At 69.8% G+C, this 15,944-nt stretch carries 17 protein-coding genes and 3 tRNA genes; 4 read left to right on the top strand and 16 right to left on the bottom strand.

Annotated features, from left to right (window positions below; all coding sequences use genetic code 11):
* Window positions 1-302: 302 nt before the first annotated feature.
* The 5 genes from ACIQUC_RS17340 to ACIQUC_RS17320 form a co-directional block, all read right to left on the bottom strand.
* Window positions 303-1,142: a carbohydrate ABC transporter permease gene (locus ACIQUC_RS17340; RefSeq protein ID WP_022906466.1), complete on the bottom strand. Its 840-nt coding sequence runs from the start codon at window positions 1,140-1,142 to the stop codon at window positions 303-305.
* Window positions 1,135-2,130, bottom strand: coding sequence for a carbohydrate ABC transporter permease (locus tag ACIQUC_RS17335; protein ID WP_022906465.1), 996 nt, complete (start codon window positions 2,128-2,130; stop codon window positions 1,135-1,137). The genes ACIQUC_RS17340 and ACIQUC_RS17335 overlap by 8 nt, the downstream gene beginning before the upstream one ends.
* Before the next feature lie 213 nt (window positions 2,131-2,343).
* Window positions 2,344-3,645 (bottom strand): sugar ABC transporter substrate-binding protein, encoded by a 1,302-nt coding sequence (locus tag ACIQUC_RS17330; protein WP_022906464.1) that lies wholly within the window; start codon window positions 3,643-3,645, stop codon window positions 2,344-2,346.
* Between the two features lie 135 nt (window positions 3,646-3,780).
* Window positions 3,781-4,932, bottom strand: a complete 1,152-nt coding sequence (locus ACIQUC_RS17325; RefSeq protein WP_022906463.1) for a Gfo/Idh/MocA family protein — start codon at window positions 4,930-4,932, stop codon at window positions 3,781-3,783.
* A complete protein-coding gene (locus ACIQUC_RS17320; protein WP_402269299.1) occupies window positions 4,929-5,675 on the bottom strand; it encodes a sugar phosphate isomerase/epimerase family protein in 747 nt (248 codons plus the stop codon). Before ACIQUC_RS17320 ends, ACIQUC_RS17325 begins: the two co-directional genes overlap by 4 nt.
* 145 nt (window positions 5,676-5,820) lie before the next feature.
* Between ACIQUC_RS17320 and ACIQUC_RS17315 the strand changes: the two genes are divergently transcribed.
* Window positions 5,821-7,032, top strand: coding sequence for an ROK family protein (locus ACIQUC_RS17315; RefSeq protein WP_402269297.1), 1,212 nt, complete (start codon window positions 5,821-5,823; stop codon window positions 7,030-7,032).
* 124 nt (window positions 7,033-7,156) lie between these two features.
* Entirely contained in the window at window positions 7,157-7,876 is a 720-nt protein-coding gene (locus tag ACIQUC_RS17310; RefSeq protein ID WP_402269295.1) for a YqaJ viral recombinase family protein, read from the top strand.
* Here ACIQUC_RS17310 and ACIQUC_RS17305 read toward each other — a convergent pair.
* The 6 genes from ACIQUC_RS17305 to ACIQUC_RS17280 form a co-directional block, all read right to left on the bottom strand.
* The gene (locus ACIQUC_RS17305) at window positions 7,873-8,481 is read right to left on the bottom strand and encodes a Pr6Pr family membrane protein (RefSeq protein WP_042723687.1); all 609 of its coding nucleotides are present in this window, start codon (window positions 8,479-8,481) and stop codon (window positions 7,873-7,875) included. The two genes, ACIQUC_RS17310 and ACIQUC_RS17305, sit on opposite strands and share 4 nt — an antisense overlap.
* A gap of 87 nt (window positions 8,482-8,568) precedes the next feature.
* Window positions 8,569-9,258, bottom strand: a complete 690-nt coding sequence (rplA, locus tag ACIQUC_RS17300; RefSeq protein WP_022906460.1) for a 50S ribosomal protein L1 — start codon at window positions 9,256-9,258, stop codon at window positions 8,569-8,571.
* Window positions 9,259-9,346: 88 nt separating this feature from the next.
* Entirely contained in the window at window positions 9,347-9,778 is a 432-nt protein-coding gene (gene rplK, locus ACIQUC_RS17295) for a 50S ribosomal protein L11 (RefSeq protein WP_022906459.1), read from the bottom strand.
* Between the two features lie 141 nt (window positions 9,779-9,919).
* Window positions 9,920-10,969, bottom strand: a complete 1,050-nt coding sequence (gene nusG / locus ACIQUC_RS17290) for a transcription termination/antitermination protein NusG (RefSeq protein ID WP_022906458.1) — start codon at window positions 10,967-10,969, stop codon at window positions 9,920-9,922.
* Window positions 10,970-11,088: 119 nt separating this feature from the next.
* Entirely contained in the window at window positions 11,089-11,352 is a 264-nt protein-coding gene (gene secE, locus ACIQUC_RS17285; RefSeq protein ID WP_370871658.1) for a preprotein translocase subunit SecE, read from the bottom strand.
* Between the two features lie 35 nt (window positions 11,353-11,387).
* A tRNA-Trp gene (locus ACIQUC_RS17280) sits at window positions 11,388-11,460 on the bottom strand.
* A 166-nt stretch (window positions 11,461-11,626) separates the two neighbouring features.
* Here ACIQUC_RS17280 and ACIQUC_RS17275 point away from each other — a divergent pair.
* Window positions 11,627-12,823 (top strand): pyridoxal phosphate-dependent aminotransferase, encoded by a 1,197-nt coding sequence (locus tag ACIQUC_RS17275; protein ID WP_402269319.1) that lies wholly within the window; start codon window positions 11,627-11,629, stop codon window positions 12,821-12,823.
* A gap of 76 nt (window positions 12,824-12,899) precedes the next feature.
* Here the strand turns inward: ACIQUC_RS17275 and ACIQUC_RS17270 are convergent, their stop codons facing one another.
* The 3 genes from ACIQUC_RS17270 to ACIQUC_RS17260 are packed head-to-tail and all read right to left on the bottom strand — an operon-like array spanning window position 12,900 to window position 14,802.
* Window positions 12,900-13,928 carry a UDP-N-acetylmuramate dehydrogenase gene (locus ACIQUC_RS17270; protein ID WP_402269291.1) on the bottom strand — a complete coding sequence of 343 codons (1,029 nt, stop codon included), beginning with the start codon at window positions 13,926-13,928 and terminating at the stop codon, window positions 12,900-12,902.
* A gap of 2 nt (window positions 13,929-13,930) precedes the next feature.
* Window positions 13,931-14,356 (bottom strand): MaoC/PaaZ C-terminal domain-containing protein, encoded by a 426-nt coding sequence (locus ACIQUC_RS17265; protein WP_402269289.1) that lies wholly within the window; start codon window positions 14,354-14,356, stop codon window positions 13,931-13,933.
* Window positions 14,353-14,802 (bottom strand): MaoC family dehydratase N-terminal domain-containing protein, encoded by a 450-nt coding sequence (locus ACIQUC_RS17260; protein ID WP_083857901.1) that lies wholly within the window; start codon window positions 14,800-14,802, stop codon window positions 14,353-14,355. Before ACIQUC_RS17260 ends, ACIQUC_RS17265 begins: the two co-directional genes overlap by 4 nt.
* Before the next feature lie 117 nt (window positions 14,803-14,919).
* Here ACIQUC_RS17260 and ACIQUC_RS17255 point away from each other — a divergent pair, with 117 nt between their 5' ends.
* Window positions 14,920-15,291, top strand: coding sequence for a hypothetical protein (locus ACIQUC_RS17255; protein ID WP_022906452.1), 372 nt, complete (start codon window positions 14,920-14,922; stop codon window positions 15,289-15,291).
* Between the two features lie 455 nt (window positions 15,292-15,746).
* Here the strand turns inward: ACIQUC_RS17255 and ACIQUC_RS17250 are convergent.
* Together ACIQUC_RS17250 and ACIQUC_RS17245 are read right to left on the bottom strand one after the other, a co-directional pair.
* Window positions 15,747-15,820, bottom strand: a tRNA-Met gene (locus tag ACIQUC_RS17250).
* 32 nt (window positions 15,821-15,852) lie between these two features.
* Window positions 15,853-15,924: transfer RNA gene (locus ACIQUC_RS17245), tRNA-Thr, on the bottom strand.
* Window positions 15,925-15,944 lie beyond the last annotated feature (20 nt).

Here is a 15,944-nt window from a genome sequence, read left to right as displayed (position 1 = left end):
GTGGTGGACCCCGGCCCGGTGCCGGCCGACGTCGACGCCACCCTCGACCTGGTCGAGGCGAACGTCGGCGTGGCCGTCCTCCACCAGTCGCTCTTCCGAGCCGCGAGCCGCAAGGAACTCGTCAGCCGCACGCTCGTCGGCTCGTCCGGCCCCCGGCCGGCCGCGGCCGCGCCCGCGGGGGGGGGCGCGCCCGCGCGGCGCCCGGCGCCGGCCCGCCCGGCGGGGGGGCCCCGGGCCGCGGGGGGGGGGGGGGGGGGGGGGGGGGCCCCCCCCCCCCCCCGCCTCCCGTCAGGCGGTCCTGCCTACTTCACCGCACCGGCCGTCAGACCGGCGACGAACTGGCGCTGCACGATGAGGAACGCGATCACGACCGGGATCGACACGACGAGCGACGCCGCCATGATCTGGTTCCAGTACACGTTCGTCTGCGTCGAGTATTGCTGCAGACCGACCGCGAGCGTCTGCCCGTTGCCGTTCGTCATCACCGAGGCGAAGAGCACCTCGCCCCATGCCGTCATGAACGAGTAGATGCCGACCGCGACGAGGCCCGGACGGGCGGACGGCAGGATCACCCGGAACAGGGCGCCCATCGGTCCGGAGCCGTCCACCATCGCGGCCTCGTCGAGCTCCCGCGGGATGGTCTCGAAGTAGCCCGCGAGCATCCAGATCGAGAACGGCAGCGTGAACGTCAGGTAGGTGATGATCAGGCCGAGCCACGACCCGACGAGCTGGATGCCGAGCGCGTTCCCGAGGTTCGTGAAGATGAGGAACAGCGGGAGCAGGAACAGCACGCCGGGGAACATCTGGGTGGAGAGCACCGCGGTGGTGAAGGTGCTCTTGCCCTTGAAGTTCCAGCGCGAGACACCGTAGGCGGCGAAGGTCGCGATGATCAGCGAGAACACCGTCGCGACGGTGCAGACCACCAGGGAGTTGATGAAGTACTGCCCGAGCGGGACCGTCGACCACATGTCGATGAACGGCTGCAGGGTGATGTGGGTCGGGATCCACGTGAAGTCGTTCTGCACGTCACCGAGCGGCTTGATGGCCGTGGTGATCATCACGTAGAGCGGGACGACCGTGAACAGGGTCAGGACGACCAGGGTCACGACCTTGAAGGACTTGGCGCCGACTGTCTCACGCACGGACGGACCTCCGGTTGGTCACGGCGAGGTAGATGCCGGTGACGATGAGCAGGAAGATGAGGAGCAGGACGCTCATCGCGGCACCGGAGCCGAAGTTCCAGGTGATGAACGACGCGTTGTAGATGTGGAAGCTCAGCAGGTCCGCGGCCGGGGGCTGGGCGGTCGAGCCGAACAGGACGAACGGCGTGTTGAAGTCGTTGAACGTCCAGAGGAACATCACGAGCACGAGCGTCACGTTGACCGGACGCACCATCGGCAGGGTGATCGAGCGCCACTGGCGGAAGGGCTTCGCGCCGTCGACAGATGCCGCCTCGTACACGTCGTTCGGCACGGACTGCAGGCCCGCCATGAGCATCAGGAACGCGAACGGCCAGGTCTTCCAGATCGCCACGACGACGACCGAGACGAAGGCGTTCGAGCCGATCAGCCAGAACGGTCCCTGGCCGCCGAAGAGGTGCAGCTGGTCGACCAGGATGTGGTTGATCGCACCGGAGTCACGCTGGAACATGAACTTCCAGGTGATGATGCCGGCGTACATCGGCAGCGCGTAGGGCACGAGGAAGAGCGTGCGGAAGAGTCCGCGGCCCCGGAACGGCTTCTGCAGCGCGACCGCGGCGGCCATGCCGAAGCTCCACGAGAGTCCGACCACGAGCACCGTGAAGGCGCAGGTGATGAGGAACGAGTTGAGGACGCCCTGGCCGATCGCCTGGTTGAAGTCGACGACGACCGAGTAGTTGCGCAGCCCGGCGAACGGAGCGGCGCCCCAGTTCGCGATGAAGTACTTGGTGAGCTGGATGAACGAGATCCAGATGCCGGTGAGCATCGGCACGATGTGGATCAGCAGCTCGAAGAGGATGGCCGGGGCGACGAGCGCGTAGGGCAGCCAGTGGGTCTTGCGCTTCCGACCTGGCGGACGGCCCGACGTCGTCGGGGCCTTCGTGTGGGTCAGGTCGATGCGCTCGGAGTCAGGCAGGACCGAGGTGGACATGAGCGGGGGCCTTTCGGCAGGAAGGGGATCGGGTGCTTCGCGCGGACCGTGGCAGCGGTCGGGAGGCGCGGCATGCGTGAGCCGATCGGCTCACCCCCGGCGCGTGGCCGGGTGAGGAACCGCAGGTCGTCCACCCGGGTGGTCGGGCCGTGGACCTGAGGGGTGGAGGCCCGGGCGCGTCCTGTCGGACGCGACCCGGGCCTCCTGGCTCGATCAGCCGTTCGCCTGGGACACCTGGTCCTGGGCGGTCTTGAGCGCGGTCTTGATGTCGCTGTCGGACACCGAACCGCCGGTGGCGATCTTGGCGAACATGTCGTTCATCGCCTTGCCGACCGTGGACTCGAACTGGTCCTCGGCGGGGACCAGCGGGAGCGGCTTCGCCTTGTTGTTGTAGATGTCGAGGAACGTCTTCGTCTGCTCGTCGGTGACCGAGTCAGCAGCGGAGGCGAGCACCGGCAGGGCCGAGTACGGCTTGTCGAGCGTGGCCTGGGTGTCCTCGCTCGTCATGTACTTGACGAACTTCAGGGCGCCGTCCTTGTTCTTCGTGTTCTTGAAGATGGACAGGTTGATGCCGGCCGGGAAGGACGCGATGTCCTTGCCGCCCTGCGGCGCCGGGAAGGGCACCACGCCGAAGTCGTCGGCGGACATGCCGTTCGACGTGATCGTCGAGTTGGCGTTGTTCTGCGTCAGCATCATCGCGGCCTTCTTGTTCGCGAAGTCCGAGACCGCCTGGGTGCCGTTGTCGTACTGGGCGTTCGAGGTGTTGACGACCTTGTCGCTCTGCATCAGGTCGAGGTACCGGCGGATGCCGTCCACGTTCGCCTTCTGGGTGAAGGTCGGGTTGCCCTTCGAGTCGAACCACTCGCCACCGTTCTGCGCCGAGTTGATGAACGCGAAGTGCGCGTTCTCGGTGTATGAGCCACCGGCGATGGTGAAGCCGTACTTGCCGTCGGTGGTGAGCTTCTTGGCGTCCGAGACGAGGTCCTCCCACGTCGTCGGCGCCTCGATGCCGGCGTCCTTGAACATCTGCTTGTTGTAGTACAGACCGTAGGCGAGGCCGTAGAGCGGGACGCTCGTGACGGTCTTGCCCGGTGCGCCACCGGTCGAGAGCGCGACCTTGCCGAACTTGTCGGCGCCGCCGATCGCCTTCATCTCCGAGTCACCGAACTCCTGGAAGGCGCCGGTGGCCTGGAGCGAGGTCGCCCAGGTGTTGCCGATGTTGACGACGTCCGGGCCCTGGCCCGAGGTGACGGCGGTCTGGATCTTGTTCTGCAGGTCGTTCCAGCCGATGACCTGGAGGTTGACCTTGATCCCGGTCTCCTTCGTGAACTTCTTCAGGACGGGGGTCAGCACCTCCTTGTCGTTCTGGAGCGACGTGCCCTGGTTGGACGCCCAGTAGGTGAGCGTCTTGGAGTCGCCGGACGAACCGGACGATCCGGAGGAGCAGGCTGCGAGGCCGGTCACGGTGAGTGCCGCGGCCGCGGTGATGGCCAGTGCGCGGATGGCAGTGCGCATGACTCTCTACTTTCTCGTCGTTGAGATGGTGCAGGTGGTGGTGCTGGTCGTGCTGTCGGGTGCTGCTGTGTGCAGCGGTGTCGGTCCCGGTCGGCGGACGTCCGTCGTCGGACGGCCACCGACCGGGCCTGGCGGTCAGGCCAGGGTCGACGCCGCGGGGTCCCAGCCCTCGGGGAGGGTCGGGGAGGGTGCGACGGTGCTCTCCACGAGCACCGCCTCACCACGTTCGGCCGCCTCGGCGATGGAGACCATCACGTCGAGGACGTGGAAGGCGAGGGCACCGGGGACCCGGTTCTCCTCGCCGGCGCGGAGCGAGCGGGCCAGGTCGACCACGCCGGTACCGCGCGAGTAGGTGGACCCCACGGCGGGGATCGTCTCGGGCTCGTCGGCGCCGTGCGCGTAGAGCTCGGTGTCGCCGTCGAAGTTGTTCGGGTCCGGGAACACGACCGTGCCGGTCTCGCCCGCGATCTCGACGAAGCCGGTGCGACCACGGTCGGACTCGAACGAGAAGACGCTCTGCGCGCTCCCGCCGTTCTCGAACTCGATGAGGGCCGAGTGGTTCGTCGGGACCTCGACCGGGAACTCGGTGCCGGCCTTCGGGCCGGAGCCGATCGTCCGGGTCGCGCGGGACTTCGACGCGGTGGCCGTGACCTTCTTCACCGGGCCGAACGCCTGCACGAGGGTCGTGATGTAGTACGGGCCGATGTCGAAGAGCGGACCGGCGCCGTACGCGAACAGGAACTCGGGGCTCGGGTGCCACGACTCGGGGCCGGGGCTCTGGAACAGCGTCAGACCGTTGAGCGGCGTGCCGATGCGGCCGTCGCGGATGGTCCGGAGCGCGGTCTGCAGGCCGGCACCGAGGAACGTGTCCGGTGCGACGCTGACGGTCTTGCCGGCGGCGCGGGCGGCGTCCCGGAGCTCGGCGGCGCTCGCGCGGTCGAGAGCGTAGGGCTTCTCGCCCCAGACGTGCTTGCCGGCGGCGAGGGCCTTGAGGGCGACCTCGACGTGGGCGGCCGGGATCGTCAGGTTGACGACGATCTCGATGTCGTCGTTCGCCAGGAGCTCCTCGACGGTGCCGGACCCGGCGACGCCCCACTTCTCCGCCTGCGCCGCTGCACGGGGCAGGTCGATGTCGGCGATGGCGTGCACCGTGACGTCGGGGAAGACGGTGAGGTTCGAGAGGTACTGGTCCGAGATGACCCCGGCGCCGATGACGCCGACGCCGACCGGACCGGTGCGGGTGGTCCGGGTCGCGCCGGTCTCGGTCGTGGTGGTGGTGTCGGTCATGCGCGGGCCCCCTCGAGGAACGTGTAGGAGTCGGTGACGGCCTGGAAGACGTCGCCCTCGTGGTCGTCGAGCTCGACGACGTGGAGCGCGTCCGGCGCCGCGGCGATGATCTCGCGGATCGGCATGATGCCGTTGCCCACGGCGACCTGCTTCTTGTCGTCGTGCGAGCCGTCGCCGTCCTTGACGTGCAGGAACTGGACCTTCTCGCCGTACTTGCGGATGATCGCGACCGGGTCGTCCCCGCCGACCTGCACCCAGTAGGTGTCGAGCTCGAGCACGACGTCGTCGGACAGCGCGTCGGCGAAGACCTCGTAGGCGGAGACGCCGTCGATGCGGTTCGAGAACTCGAACGCGTGGTTGTGGTAGCCGAGGGCGAGACCGTGGTCCGCCGCACGAGGCGCGAGGGCGCTCAGCTCGCGGGCGATGGCCTCGACGTCCTCGCGGGTGGTCCAGCGGGCCTCGTCGATGTGCGGGTCGATCAGGGTCGTGAGACCGACGGTGACGCTCGCGTGGAAGATCTGCTCGAGGTCCTGCTCGCCGGCGTCCAGCAGCCGTGCGTGGCCGCTCGGGCTCTGCAGTCCCGCCGCGGCGAGGGCGTCGCGGAGCGCTTCGGCCCGGTCGACGAAGCCGAACGCCTCGACGTTCGTGTAGCCGATGTCGGCGATGCGCTGCAGCGTGCCGGGCAGATCGGCAGCGAGGGCGTCACGGACTGTGTAGAGCTGGACCGAGAGCGGTTGGGTCACCAGGGGTTCTCCTCGTCGAGATGGTGTGGTCGTCGTCGACCGAGCGTCACACTATGACCACTTTTGTCGGCGGTCAAGCAGAAGTTCGATCACGTTCGACGGACTTCGTTGCGTGGCGCGTTCGATGTGTGCTTCACTCCCCCACATGGTCGACTTGAACCGGACGGCAGCGTCGCCTCCGGTCGGGACGAGCGAGCTCTTCCAGATCCTGCGCGACGGCGTGCCACGGACCCGGGCCGAACTCGCCAGCCTGACAGGACTCGCGCGCTCCACGATCGGCGTGCGCCTCGATGCCCTCATCGAGGTCGGGCTCGTCGGGCCCGTGGACACCGCGGCGTCCACGGGCGGACGCCCGCCTGCGCAGGTGGCGCTGATGCCCCGCGCCCGACTCGTGGTCGCCGCCGACCTCGGCGCCTCCCACGGCCGCGTCGCCGTCACCGACCTGGTCGCTCGGCCGCTCGCCACCCGCGAGGCCCGCATCGACATCGCCGCCGGCCCGGTCCCCACGCTCACGTGGCTCGTCGAGACCATCGACTCGCTCCTCGACGAGGTCGGTCGCGCCCGGGACGACGTCATCGCGATCGGCATCGGCGTGCCGGGGCCGGTCGAGTTCTCCACCGGCCGCCCCGCGAACCCCCCGATCATGCCCGGCTGGGACGGCTTCGACGTGCCCGGCTGGCTCCGCGCGAACATCGCGGCCCACGTGCTGCTCGACAACGACGTGAACATCGCGGCCCTCGGCGAACGCGAGCACGCCTGGCCCGGTGTCGACCACCTGCTCTTCGTCAAGGTCGCCACCGGCATCGGCTCCGGGATCGTCTCGGACGGCGAGCTCCGGCGCGGCGCCCAGGGCACCGCTGGGGACATCGGCCACGTCCGGGTCTCGAGCGCAGGCGACGTGCCGTGCCACTGCGGGAACACCGGGTGCCTCGAAGCCGTCGCCTCCGGGCCCGCGATCGCCCGGCGGCTCCGCGCGAAGGGCCATGACGTGCACTCGAGCGCGGCCGTCCTGGAGCTCGTGAACCGGTCGGACCTGGACGCCATCCAGGCCGTCCGGCAAGCGGGTCGGGACATCGGCGAGGTCCTCGCGACCTGCGTCTCGCTCATGAACCCGTCGGTCATCACGCTCGGCGGATCGATCACGCAGGCCGGGGAACACCTGCTGGCCGGGGTGCGCGAGGTGGTGTACTCCCGCTCGATGCCCCTCGCCACGGAGCACCTCGTGATCGCGCAGTCCCGCGCTGGCTCGCTCGCGGCACTGCAGGGGGCGGCGGCGCTCGCCATCGGGTACGCGCTCTCCCCCGCAGGGATCGACGAGCTCGTGACGTTCGCCGAGGGGCGGCAGCTCGTCTCCTGACCCGGTCCCACCGGTGCGTCGGCTTCGTCTCGTCGGTGCGTCGGGCCGGCCCCACCGGTGCGTCGGGCCGGTCCCACCGGTGCGTCGGTTTCGTCTCGTCGGTGCGCGGGGAGACAATCGTCGGGTGACGATCGTGCAGCCCACCCTGTGGGGCGACCTCGACCCGGGTCTGGAGGCGCAACCCGCCTCCAGAGCTCCGGCGTCGGTCGCACCCGTGGCTGGCTCCACGGCGGCGGGACCCGTCGCGCACGACGCCTTCACCGCGCTGCGCGGCCACACCGAGCGCATCGTCGCGCACTCGTCCGACCGCGTCGCCTGGCTGCGCGCCCGGGCGATGGGGATCACCGCGACCGACGTGGCCCGCCTCGCCTCGCTCCACGCCGTCGAGGCGGTCGTCACCGACAAGCGGTACGGCTCCCGGTTCTCCGGCAACTCGTTCACCGAGCACGGCAAGGAACGCGAACCGGTCATCGCCGCCTGGGTCGCCGCGACGCACGGCATCCAGCCGTCCGCGCACCTCTTCCACGCCGCCACGAACCGGGCGCACCTGGCCACCCCGGACGGCGTCGGCGTCGACGGCTCGTCGCGGGTGGTCCTCGCCGAGATCAAGACCACCGGCAAGGCCTGGCGGAGCATCCCCCGCCACTACCTCCGCCAGATCTGGTGGCAGCAGTACGTCCTCGGGGCGGACCGCACCCTGTTCGTCTGGGAACGGCACGACGGCTTCGTCCCGGTCGCCGACGAACCCGAGTGCCGGTGGGTCGACCGCGACGACGACCAGATCCGCGGACTGATCCAGCTCGCCGACCTCGTGCTCGACCGGCTGCGGGACTTCCGGAGCTAGACCTTCACGAGCCGCAGGCGACTCATCCCGATCACGAGCACGCCGAGCAGGACGATCGACACCCCCACGCCGACGCAGTACAGCGCGACGACGCCGTAGCCGAGGTCGGGGTTCAGGAACGGGTACGGGACCCAGCCGTCCGTCGCCCCGCGCACCAGTACGACGACCGTCCACACCGCCGGGTAGAGCAGGAACCACCACACGTGCCGGAGCAGCAGCTTCGAGCGATCCGAGAACAGCAGCCAGTCGAGCACCGCGTACGCCGGCATGACCTTGTGCAGGATGTCGTTCGACCACTGCACGTTCGCCGAGACGTCGACGCCGGTCAGCAGGGTGTTGTAGACGATACCGGTCGTGGCGATGTACACCGTCGAGGCACCGCGGAACACACTGACCCGCAGGTCACCCCGCTTGTGTCGAGCAGCGGCGACGAGCGTCACGGCGAACGCCGCCGCGATGAGGATGTTCGACTGGATCGTGAAGTACCCGAAGAAGTTCCACGGGTTGTAGCTCGGGAGCTTCGAGCTGACGAGCCACTGCCCGACGATGGCTGCCACCACGGCGATGACCGCGATCAGCCGGAGCGAGTTCACGAGGGTGCGCACGGTGCCACGCTACCGGCAGACCACGCCGGGGACGCGACAGGACCCGCACCGAAACCGGTGCGGGTCCAGTCGGGACTGATCAGTGGATCAGATGCTGTTGACGTCGAGCGGGATGCCCGGGCCGAAGGTCGTCGAGACGGCGCCCTTCGTGATGTAGCGGCCCTTCGAGGCGCTCGGCTTGAGGCGGTTGATCTCCTCGAGCGCGGTCGAGATGTTCTCGTCGAGCTGCTCCGGCGTGAACGAGGCCTTGCCGACGACGAAGTGCACGTTGGCGTGCTTGTCGACGCGGAACTCGATCTTGCCGCCCTTGATGTCGTTGACGGCCTGCGCCACGTTCGGGGTCACGGTGCCGGTCTTCGGGTTCGGCATGAGGCCACGCGGGCCGAGCACCTTGCCGAGACGACCGACCTTGCCCATGAGCTCCGGCGTCGCGACGGCGGAGTCGAAGGCGGTGTAGCCCTCGGCGACCTTCGCGATGAGCTCGTCGCCACCGACCTCGTCGGCACCGGCGGCGATGGCGGCCTCAGCCGCAGCGCCCACGGCGAAGACGATGACACGGGCGGTCTTGCCCGTGCCGTGCGGCAGGATGACCGTGCCACGGACCATCTGGTCCGCCTTGCGCGGGTCGACGCCGAGCTTGAGGGCGACCTCGACGGTGGAGTCGGTCTTGGTGGAACCGGTCTCCTTCGCCAGGGCGACGGCCTCGGCGGGGGTGTAGAACTTGTCGGCCTCGATCTTCGCGGCCGCGGCCTGGTAGGCCTTGGACTTCTTCGCCATGGTGTTCTCCTTGGGAGCTACGTGGTTGACGAGCCGGCGCGGCTCTCCCACGGAAGGGTGTTTGGGTGTGTGCCTGAGCAGGTGGGGCTTACGCCTCGACCGTGATGCCCATCGAGCGTGCGGTGCCGGCGATGATCTTCGCGGCCTGCTCGATGTCGTTGGCGTTCAGGTCGGCCTGCTTGGTCTCGGCGATCTGACGGACCTGGTCCATCGAGATCTTCGCGACCTTGACCGTGTGCGGGGTCGCGGAACCCTTCTGCACACCCGCGGCCTTCTTGATCAGCTCTGCCGCCGGCGGGGTCTTGAGGACGAACGTGAACGAACGGTCCTCGTAGACGGTGATCTCGACCGGCACGACGTTGCCACGCTGCGACTCGGTCGCCGCGTTGTACGCCTTGCAGAACTCCATGATGTTGACGCCGTGCTGACCGAGCGCCGGACCGATCGGCGGGGCCGGGTTGGCGGCGCCCGCGTTGATCTGCAGCTTGATCAGGCCCGTGACCTTCTTCTTCGGTGCCATGACTTGTCTTCCTCCTGGAATCGAACGCACGGGGATCCGTGCACTCTCCCGCTGGCCCGGCCGTTCCGGACCGCGGTGAAGCCCCGCACGCACGAAGCGTGCGGGGCCAAACTCGATAAGTGTAGCTGGTGTTGGCGAGCGCTAGAGCTTCGTCACCTGGTCGAAGCTGAGCTCGACCGGGGTCTCGCGCTCGAACAGCGAGACGAGGACCGTGAGCTTGCCGCTCTCCGGCTTGATCTCGGAGATCGACCCGGGCAGACCCGCGAACGAGCCTTCCTTGATGGTGATCGTCTCGCCGATCTCGAAGTCGACCTCGGCCGCCGGCTGGGACTGCGCGCCGCCGGAGCCCTTCGCGCCGCCCTTGGTCGGGGCGGCCTCGGCCACCTGGACCAGGGACTTCAGCATGCCGAACGCCTCGTCGAAGCGGAGCGGCGTCGGGTTGTGCGCGTTGCCGACGAAGCCGGTGACACCGGGGGTATGCCGGACGACGGACCACGAGTCCTCGTTGAGGTCCATGCGGACGAGCACGTACGAGGGGATCCGGACGCGGGTGACCAGCTTGCGCTGCCCGTTCTTGATCTCGACGACGTCCTCCATCGGGACCTCGACCTGGTAGATGTAGTCCTCCATCGACATCGACACCATGCGGTTCTCGATGTTCGACTTCACGCGGCGCTCGAAGCCCGCGTAGGAGTGGATGACGTACCACTTGCCCGGCTTCATCCGCAGCTCGGCCTTGAAGGCCTCGTACGGGTCGACCTCGGCCGCTTCTTCGTCGTCGTCGGCGTCGAGGGCCTCGTCGGCGGCGAGGGTGGCGTTGGCCTCGGCTGCCGTCTCCGACTCCAGCTCGACTTCTTCCTCGTCCTCGACAGCTTCGACGGCGGCCTCGGCCTCGTCGGCGGTGTCGATCTCGAGCGCGTCGTCCACCACGGCGTCGGCCTCGGGGTCGCGGGACTCGGCGAGAGCCGTGAGCGCCTCGTCGATGCCGGCGTCGACGGTGCCGTCGTCGGGCTCGTCGCTCAGGCCGAGGGACTCGTCGTCCTCGTCCTCGATCTCGATGGCTCGCTCTTCGGCGGACTCGGCCGAACGCTCCTCGCCGGTCTCGACGTCGCCTTCCTGGTTCTCCTCGACCTCGGAGGACTGCTCGGCAGCCGTGGCGAGGTCGATGTCGTCGCGGGAGTTGTCAGACACTGTCGAATCTTTCCGTTCGGTGATGCGGATCGGGTTGGCGGGCGGATCGGTTCACGACCGGCGCCGTCTCGGGCGACCGTACTCCTGTCCGTGGGCAGACAGGACAGCCGGCGTCCGGGTCAGGCCGTCGGCCCGTTGCCGAACACGTACCCGACGCCGAGTCCGAACACGAAGTCGAGGACCGACACCAGGATCATCATCACGACGACGAAGACCAGGACGACACCCGTGTAGCTGAAGAGCTCCTTGCGGGTCGGCGTGACCACCTTGCGGAGCTCGCCGAGGACCTGACGGATGAAGAGCACGATGGCAGCGAACGGACCGCGGCGCTCGGCCCGGTCCTGCTTCGCCTTGGCGACGACGTCATCCGCCGTCGTCTCCATGTCTTTGCTCGCCAACTTCTACCCTTCCAGATGTGCAGGGCGGACAGGACTCGAACCTGCAACCTGCGGTTTTGGAGACCGCTGCTCTACCAATTGAGCCACCGCCCTTCGGACACGGTTCGTCACCGATCCGTGTTCCGGTGGTCGAGTGTACGGGAGTCCGTCACACGGTGTCCACTTGACGGATGCTCCGGCGTGCCGCGCCGATAGGCTGGGACCCGTGAGCACCGAAGCCCCCGGCCCCGAGTCCACCGCCAACCCCGCTGCCGCATCCATCGATCGGCCGCGCATCGCGTCCCGCATCGCCGCGATCGCCGAGTCCGCGACGCTCAAGGTCGATGCCAAGGCCAAGGCGCTGAAGGCCGCCGGCCGACCGGTCATCTCGTTCGCCGCCGGCGAGCCGGACTTCGCGACGCCCCAGCACGTCGTCGACGCCGCGGTCGAGGCCGCCCAGGACCCGAAGAACCACCGGTACACGCCCGCGACCGGCCTGCCGGAACTCAAGCAGGCCATCGCCGAGAAGACCGCACGCGAGTCCGGCATCACCGTCGACCCTTCGCGGGTGATCGTCACGAACGGCGGCAAGCAGGCCGTCTACCAGGCGTTCCAGACGATCGTCGACGCCGGCGACGAGGTCCTGCTCCCCGCCCCGTACTGGACCACCTACCCCGAGGCGATCCGCCTGGCCGGTGGCGAACCGGTCGAGGTCTTCGCCGGCAGCGACCAGGGCTACCTCGTCACGGTCGAGCAGCTCGAGGCCGCGCGCACCCCGAAGACGAAGGCGCTGCTGTTCTGCTCGCCGTCGAACCCGACCGGCGCCGTGTACTCCGCCGAGCAGACGAAGGCCATCGGCGAGTGGGCCCTCGAGCACGGCATCTGGGTCATCAGCGACGAGATCTACCAGGACCTCGTGTACGACGGCGTCCGGTTCACCGGCATCCTCGAGGCGGTCCCCGCCCTCGCCGACACGACGATCCTCGTCAACGGCGTCGCCAAGACGTACGCGATGACCGGGTGGCGTGTCGGGTGGTTCATCGGCCCGGCCGACGCGGTGAAGGCGGCCTCGAACCTGCAGTCGCACCTGTCGAGCAACGTGTCCAACGTGTCGCAGCGCGCCGCGATCGCCGCGCTGAACGGCCCGCAGGAACCCGTCACGGCCATGCGCGAGGCCTTCGACCGCCGTCGTCAGGCGATCGTCGCGGGTCTGAACGCGATCCCGGGCTTCGTCACGCCGACCCCGCAGGGCGCCTTCTACGTCTACCCCGACGTCACGGCGCTCCTCGGCCGCGAGTGGGCCGGATCGACACCGACCACGACCCTCGAGCTCGCCGACCTCATCCTCGAGCACGCCGAGGTCGCGGTCGTCCCGGGTGAGGCCTTCGGCCCGTCGGGCTACCTCCGCCTGTCGTACGCGCTCGGTGACGACGACATCGCCGAGGGCGTGGCCCGCCTGGCGAAGTTCTTCGCGTAGTCCCCCGGACGCCGCGACGGCCCACCTCGTCGAGGTGGGCCGTCGTCACGTCCGGGGCCAGGAGGCGCGGCTCGGCTCAGGCGAGCAGGTCACCCACCACGACGGGTTCCGGCACGAGCGCCACCCCGAAGCGGTTCAGGACGGTCACCTGGACGTAGCGGGCGAGCTCCGCCACCTGGGCGGCGGTCGCTCCGCCCCGGTTCGTCAACGCGAGCGTGTGCTTCGACGAGATCGCCGCGCGGGACCCGGGCACGGCGTACCCCCGGTGCACGCCCGCGTGCTCGATGAGCCAGGCGGCACTGAGCTTGACGTCGTCGCCCGCCGGCCAGCGCGGTGCCTCGGCCGGCAGCGTCTCGGCGAAGGCGGCGGAGACGATCGGGTTCGTGAAGAACGACCCGGCGCTCCACGTGTCGTGGTCGTCGGCGTCGAGCACCATGCCCTTGGACCCGCGGAGCCGCAAGACCTCGGACCGCACGGTCACCGGGTCGACGAACGCCCCGAGCTCGACGCCGAGCGACCCGGCGAGCTGGGCGTAGCGGACCGCGACCCCGGCGTCGGACGCCGTGCCGAGCCGGAACTCGACCGTCAGCACCGCGCCCCGTCGCCCGTGCTTGAGCGTCGAGGTGCGGTAGCCGAGCGCCAGCTCGGCCGCTGGTACCCACGCGCGCTCCCCCGTCGACGCGTCGAGGAACTCGATCCGGGTGAGCACGTCGGACAGCTCGACCCCGTAGGCGCCGATGTTCTGCACGGGGGCGGCGCCGACTGTGCCCGGGATGCCGCTCAGCGCCTCCAGGCCCGTCCAGCCGCGCTCGACGGTCGTCGCGACGAACGCGTCCCACGGCTCGCCGGCCGCGACGCGGACGGTGACGCCGTCGCCGTCGGACTCGTGCTCCACGCCGGTCGTGCGGACGAGCACGACGGTGCCGTCGAAGCCGTCGTCGGCGACGAGGAGGTTGCTGCCACCTCCGAGGACGAGCCATTCGTCGTCGTCCCACGCCGTGGTCACGTGTGCGACGAGCTCGTCGGTCGTGGTCGCGGTGAGCAGCCGCGCCGCGGAGCCCCCGACGCGCAGCGTCGTGAGGTCGGCGAGCACCGGCTCCGTCACGGTCAGCGGAACGCCACCGTGACCTGCGCCTTGCCGAGCACGGTCTGCCCGGCGGCGGTCACGGTGAGGTCGATGCGCTGCGGGCGGCCGTCGTCGTCGACGGTGCCGACCTTGGCGACGACGCCGACGGTGGCGCCCTGCTCCGGGTCGACGACCACGGGACGGGTGAATCGCACGCCGTAGCGGACGACCCAGCCGCGGTCGCCGAGCCACTCGGACACCGGCTGGACGGCGAGGCCCATGGTGAGCATGCCGTGCGCCAGGACGCCGGGGAGCCCGACCGAGGCCGCGACGTCGTCCCGGTAGTGGATCGGGTTGAAGTCGCCGGACGCACCGGCGTAGCGGACGAGCGAGTCGCGGGTGATGTGGACCTCGCGCTCGGCGACGACCGTCCCGACCTCGAGCGCGGTCACGGGTGCGGCGGTCATGCGTCGTCTCCTCGGACCACGAGGGTGGAGGTCGCCGTGACGACGTGCTCCCCCGCGGCGTCGTTCATGGTGCTCTCGGCGGTGACCATGGCGTTGCCGCCGAGCGTCTTCACGCTCGTCACCGTCAGCGTCGCGGTGAGCTCGTCACCGGCGACGATGGGCCGCTCGTAGGTGAAGGCCTGCTCGCCGTGGACGACGCGCGAGAAGTCGATGCCGGCGTCGGGTTCGGCGAGGAGCTGGGCGAGCGTGGCCTCCTGCACGACGACCGCGAAGGTCGGCGGGGCGACGACGTCGTCGTACCCGGCGGCGCGGGCGGCGTCGGGCTCGTGGTGGATCGGGTTCGTCGCGAACACGGCGCGGGAGAACTCGCGCACCTTCTCACGACCGACGAGGTAGGGCGCAGCCGGCGGGAACGTCCTGCCGACGAGCTCGGGGTTCACTGACACGTCCGGCAGTCTACCGACGCCCACTCGGGGGCCGGTGTTGATGAGTATGCATCGGCTATGCTGGTGGGACGCGGTTCGGGGGAACCGACGCCGGTCTTCTGGGGATGGGGAGGAACGATGGACCACACGACCGAGTTCGCCGTGCACACGGGCGATCGGTGCACGGCGATGGAAGCCGCGGGTGCCGCACTGCAGCGGGCCGGCCACCACGTCGAGTCGACCGGCGGCACGCTCACGGCCACGACCGGGAACCGGCTGCTCACGATCCTGCTCGGGGCGCTCGTGCACCCGTCGCGGGAGTTCCGACGGTACGAGCTGTCGACGACCGTCACGGGGACGTCGACCACGATCACGCTGCGGCACTCCGGGCACGGCACGGCGGTGTCGGGCGGGGAGATCGGTGCGAAGCGGCGGCACGACGCCTGGCGCAGCACGGCGGGCGTGATCGAGCGGGCGCTGCGGCAGGCGGGCGTCCTGAGCGGGCGGTAGCGCGGGGCGCGGCGCCGATCGGCGTCGGCCGGCCGGCGGGAGGCGCGGCGTCGATCGGCTTCGGCGGCCCCGATCGGCGTCGGCCGATCGGCGGCAGGTAGCGCGAGCAGGCGGCCCGGCCGGCCGGATGGACGGTTGCCACCGCTGCGCGCTGCGCCCCGTGACGAACACCGCGCCCCGTTCCGGCGGGGCGCGATGTTCGGAGCGGGGTGCGGACTCGGGACGATGCACTCGGCGGACCCCGGCGCGCCCGCGCGCGTTCGAACCAGGGAGACGACGTCGAACCAGGTCGCGGCCCTGGCTCGATGTCCGGAACGTGGTTCGACGTCGGCACCCGCCGGCAGCCGGCACCCGCCGAGCAGGCACGACACCGGTGGGTCGCGCGCGCCCAGCACGGCGCGCGACCACGCCCCGGGAACGACGAAAGCCCGGCGAACGGATCGCCGGGCTTGCGGTAGCGAGGGCGGGACTTGAACCCGCGACCCCACGATTATGAGTCGTGTGCTCTAACCAACTGAGCTACCCCGCCAAGGATCCGGCGCGACTGCCGCGCCGGGTCGGAGCCCCGAGTCAGGATTGAACTGACGACCCCTTCCTTACCATGGAAGTGCTCTACCACTGAGCTATCGGGGCATGTGCCGCTCGGCGGCACC

Source organism: Curtobacterium sp. NPDC098951, from assembly GCF_044759965.1.
In the GTDB taxonomy this organism is placed as follows: domain Bacteria; phylum Actinomycetota; class Actinomycetes; order Actinomycetales; family Microbacteriaceae; genus Curtobacterium.
This window is presented reverse-complemented; position numbering and strand designations above follow the sequence as displayed.

Coding starts and splice junctions, on each gene's coding strand:
- ACIQUC_RS17335 (WP_022906465.1), bottom strand. CDS start 2,130: ATGTCCACCTCGGTCCTGCCTGACTCCGAGCGCATCGACCTGACCCAC.
- ACIQUC_RS17330 (WP_022906464.1), bottom strand. CDS start 3,645: ATGCGCACTGCCATCCGCGCACTGGCCATCACCGCGGCCGCGGCACTC.
- ACIQUC_RS17325 (WP_022906463.1), bottom strand. CDS start 4,932: ATGACCGACACCACCACCACGACCGAGACCGGCGCGACCCGGACCACC.
- ACIQUC_RS17315 (WP_402269297.1), top strand. CDS start 5,821: ATGGTCGACTTGAACCGGACGGCAGCGTCGCCTCCGGTCGGGACGAGC.
- rplA (WP_022906460.1), bottom strand. CDS start 9,258: ATGGCGAAGAAGTCCAAGGCCTACCAGGCCGCGGCCGCGAAGATCGAG.
- rplK (WP_022906459.1), bottom strand. CDS start 9,778: ATGGCACCGAAGAAGAAGGTCACGGGCCTGATCAAGCTGCAGATCAAC.
- secE (WP_370871658.1), bottom strand. CDS start 11,352: ATGGAGACGACGGCGGATGACGTCGTCGCCAAGGCGAAGCAGGACCGG.
- ACIQUC_RS17265 (WP_402269289.1), bottom strand. CDS start 14,356: ATGACCGCCGCACCCGTGACCGCGCTCGAGGTCGGGACGGTCGTCGCC.
- ACIQUC_RS17255 (WP_022906452.1), top strand. CDS start 14,920: ATGGACCACACGACCGAGTTCGCCGTGCACACGGGCGATCGGTGCACG.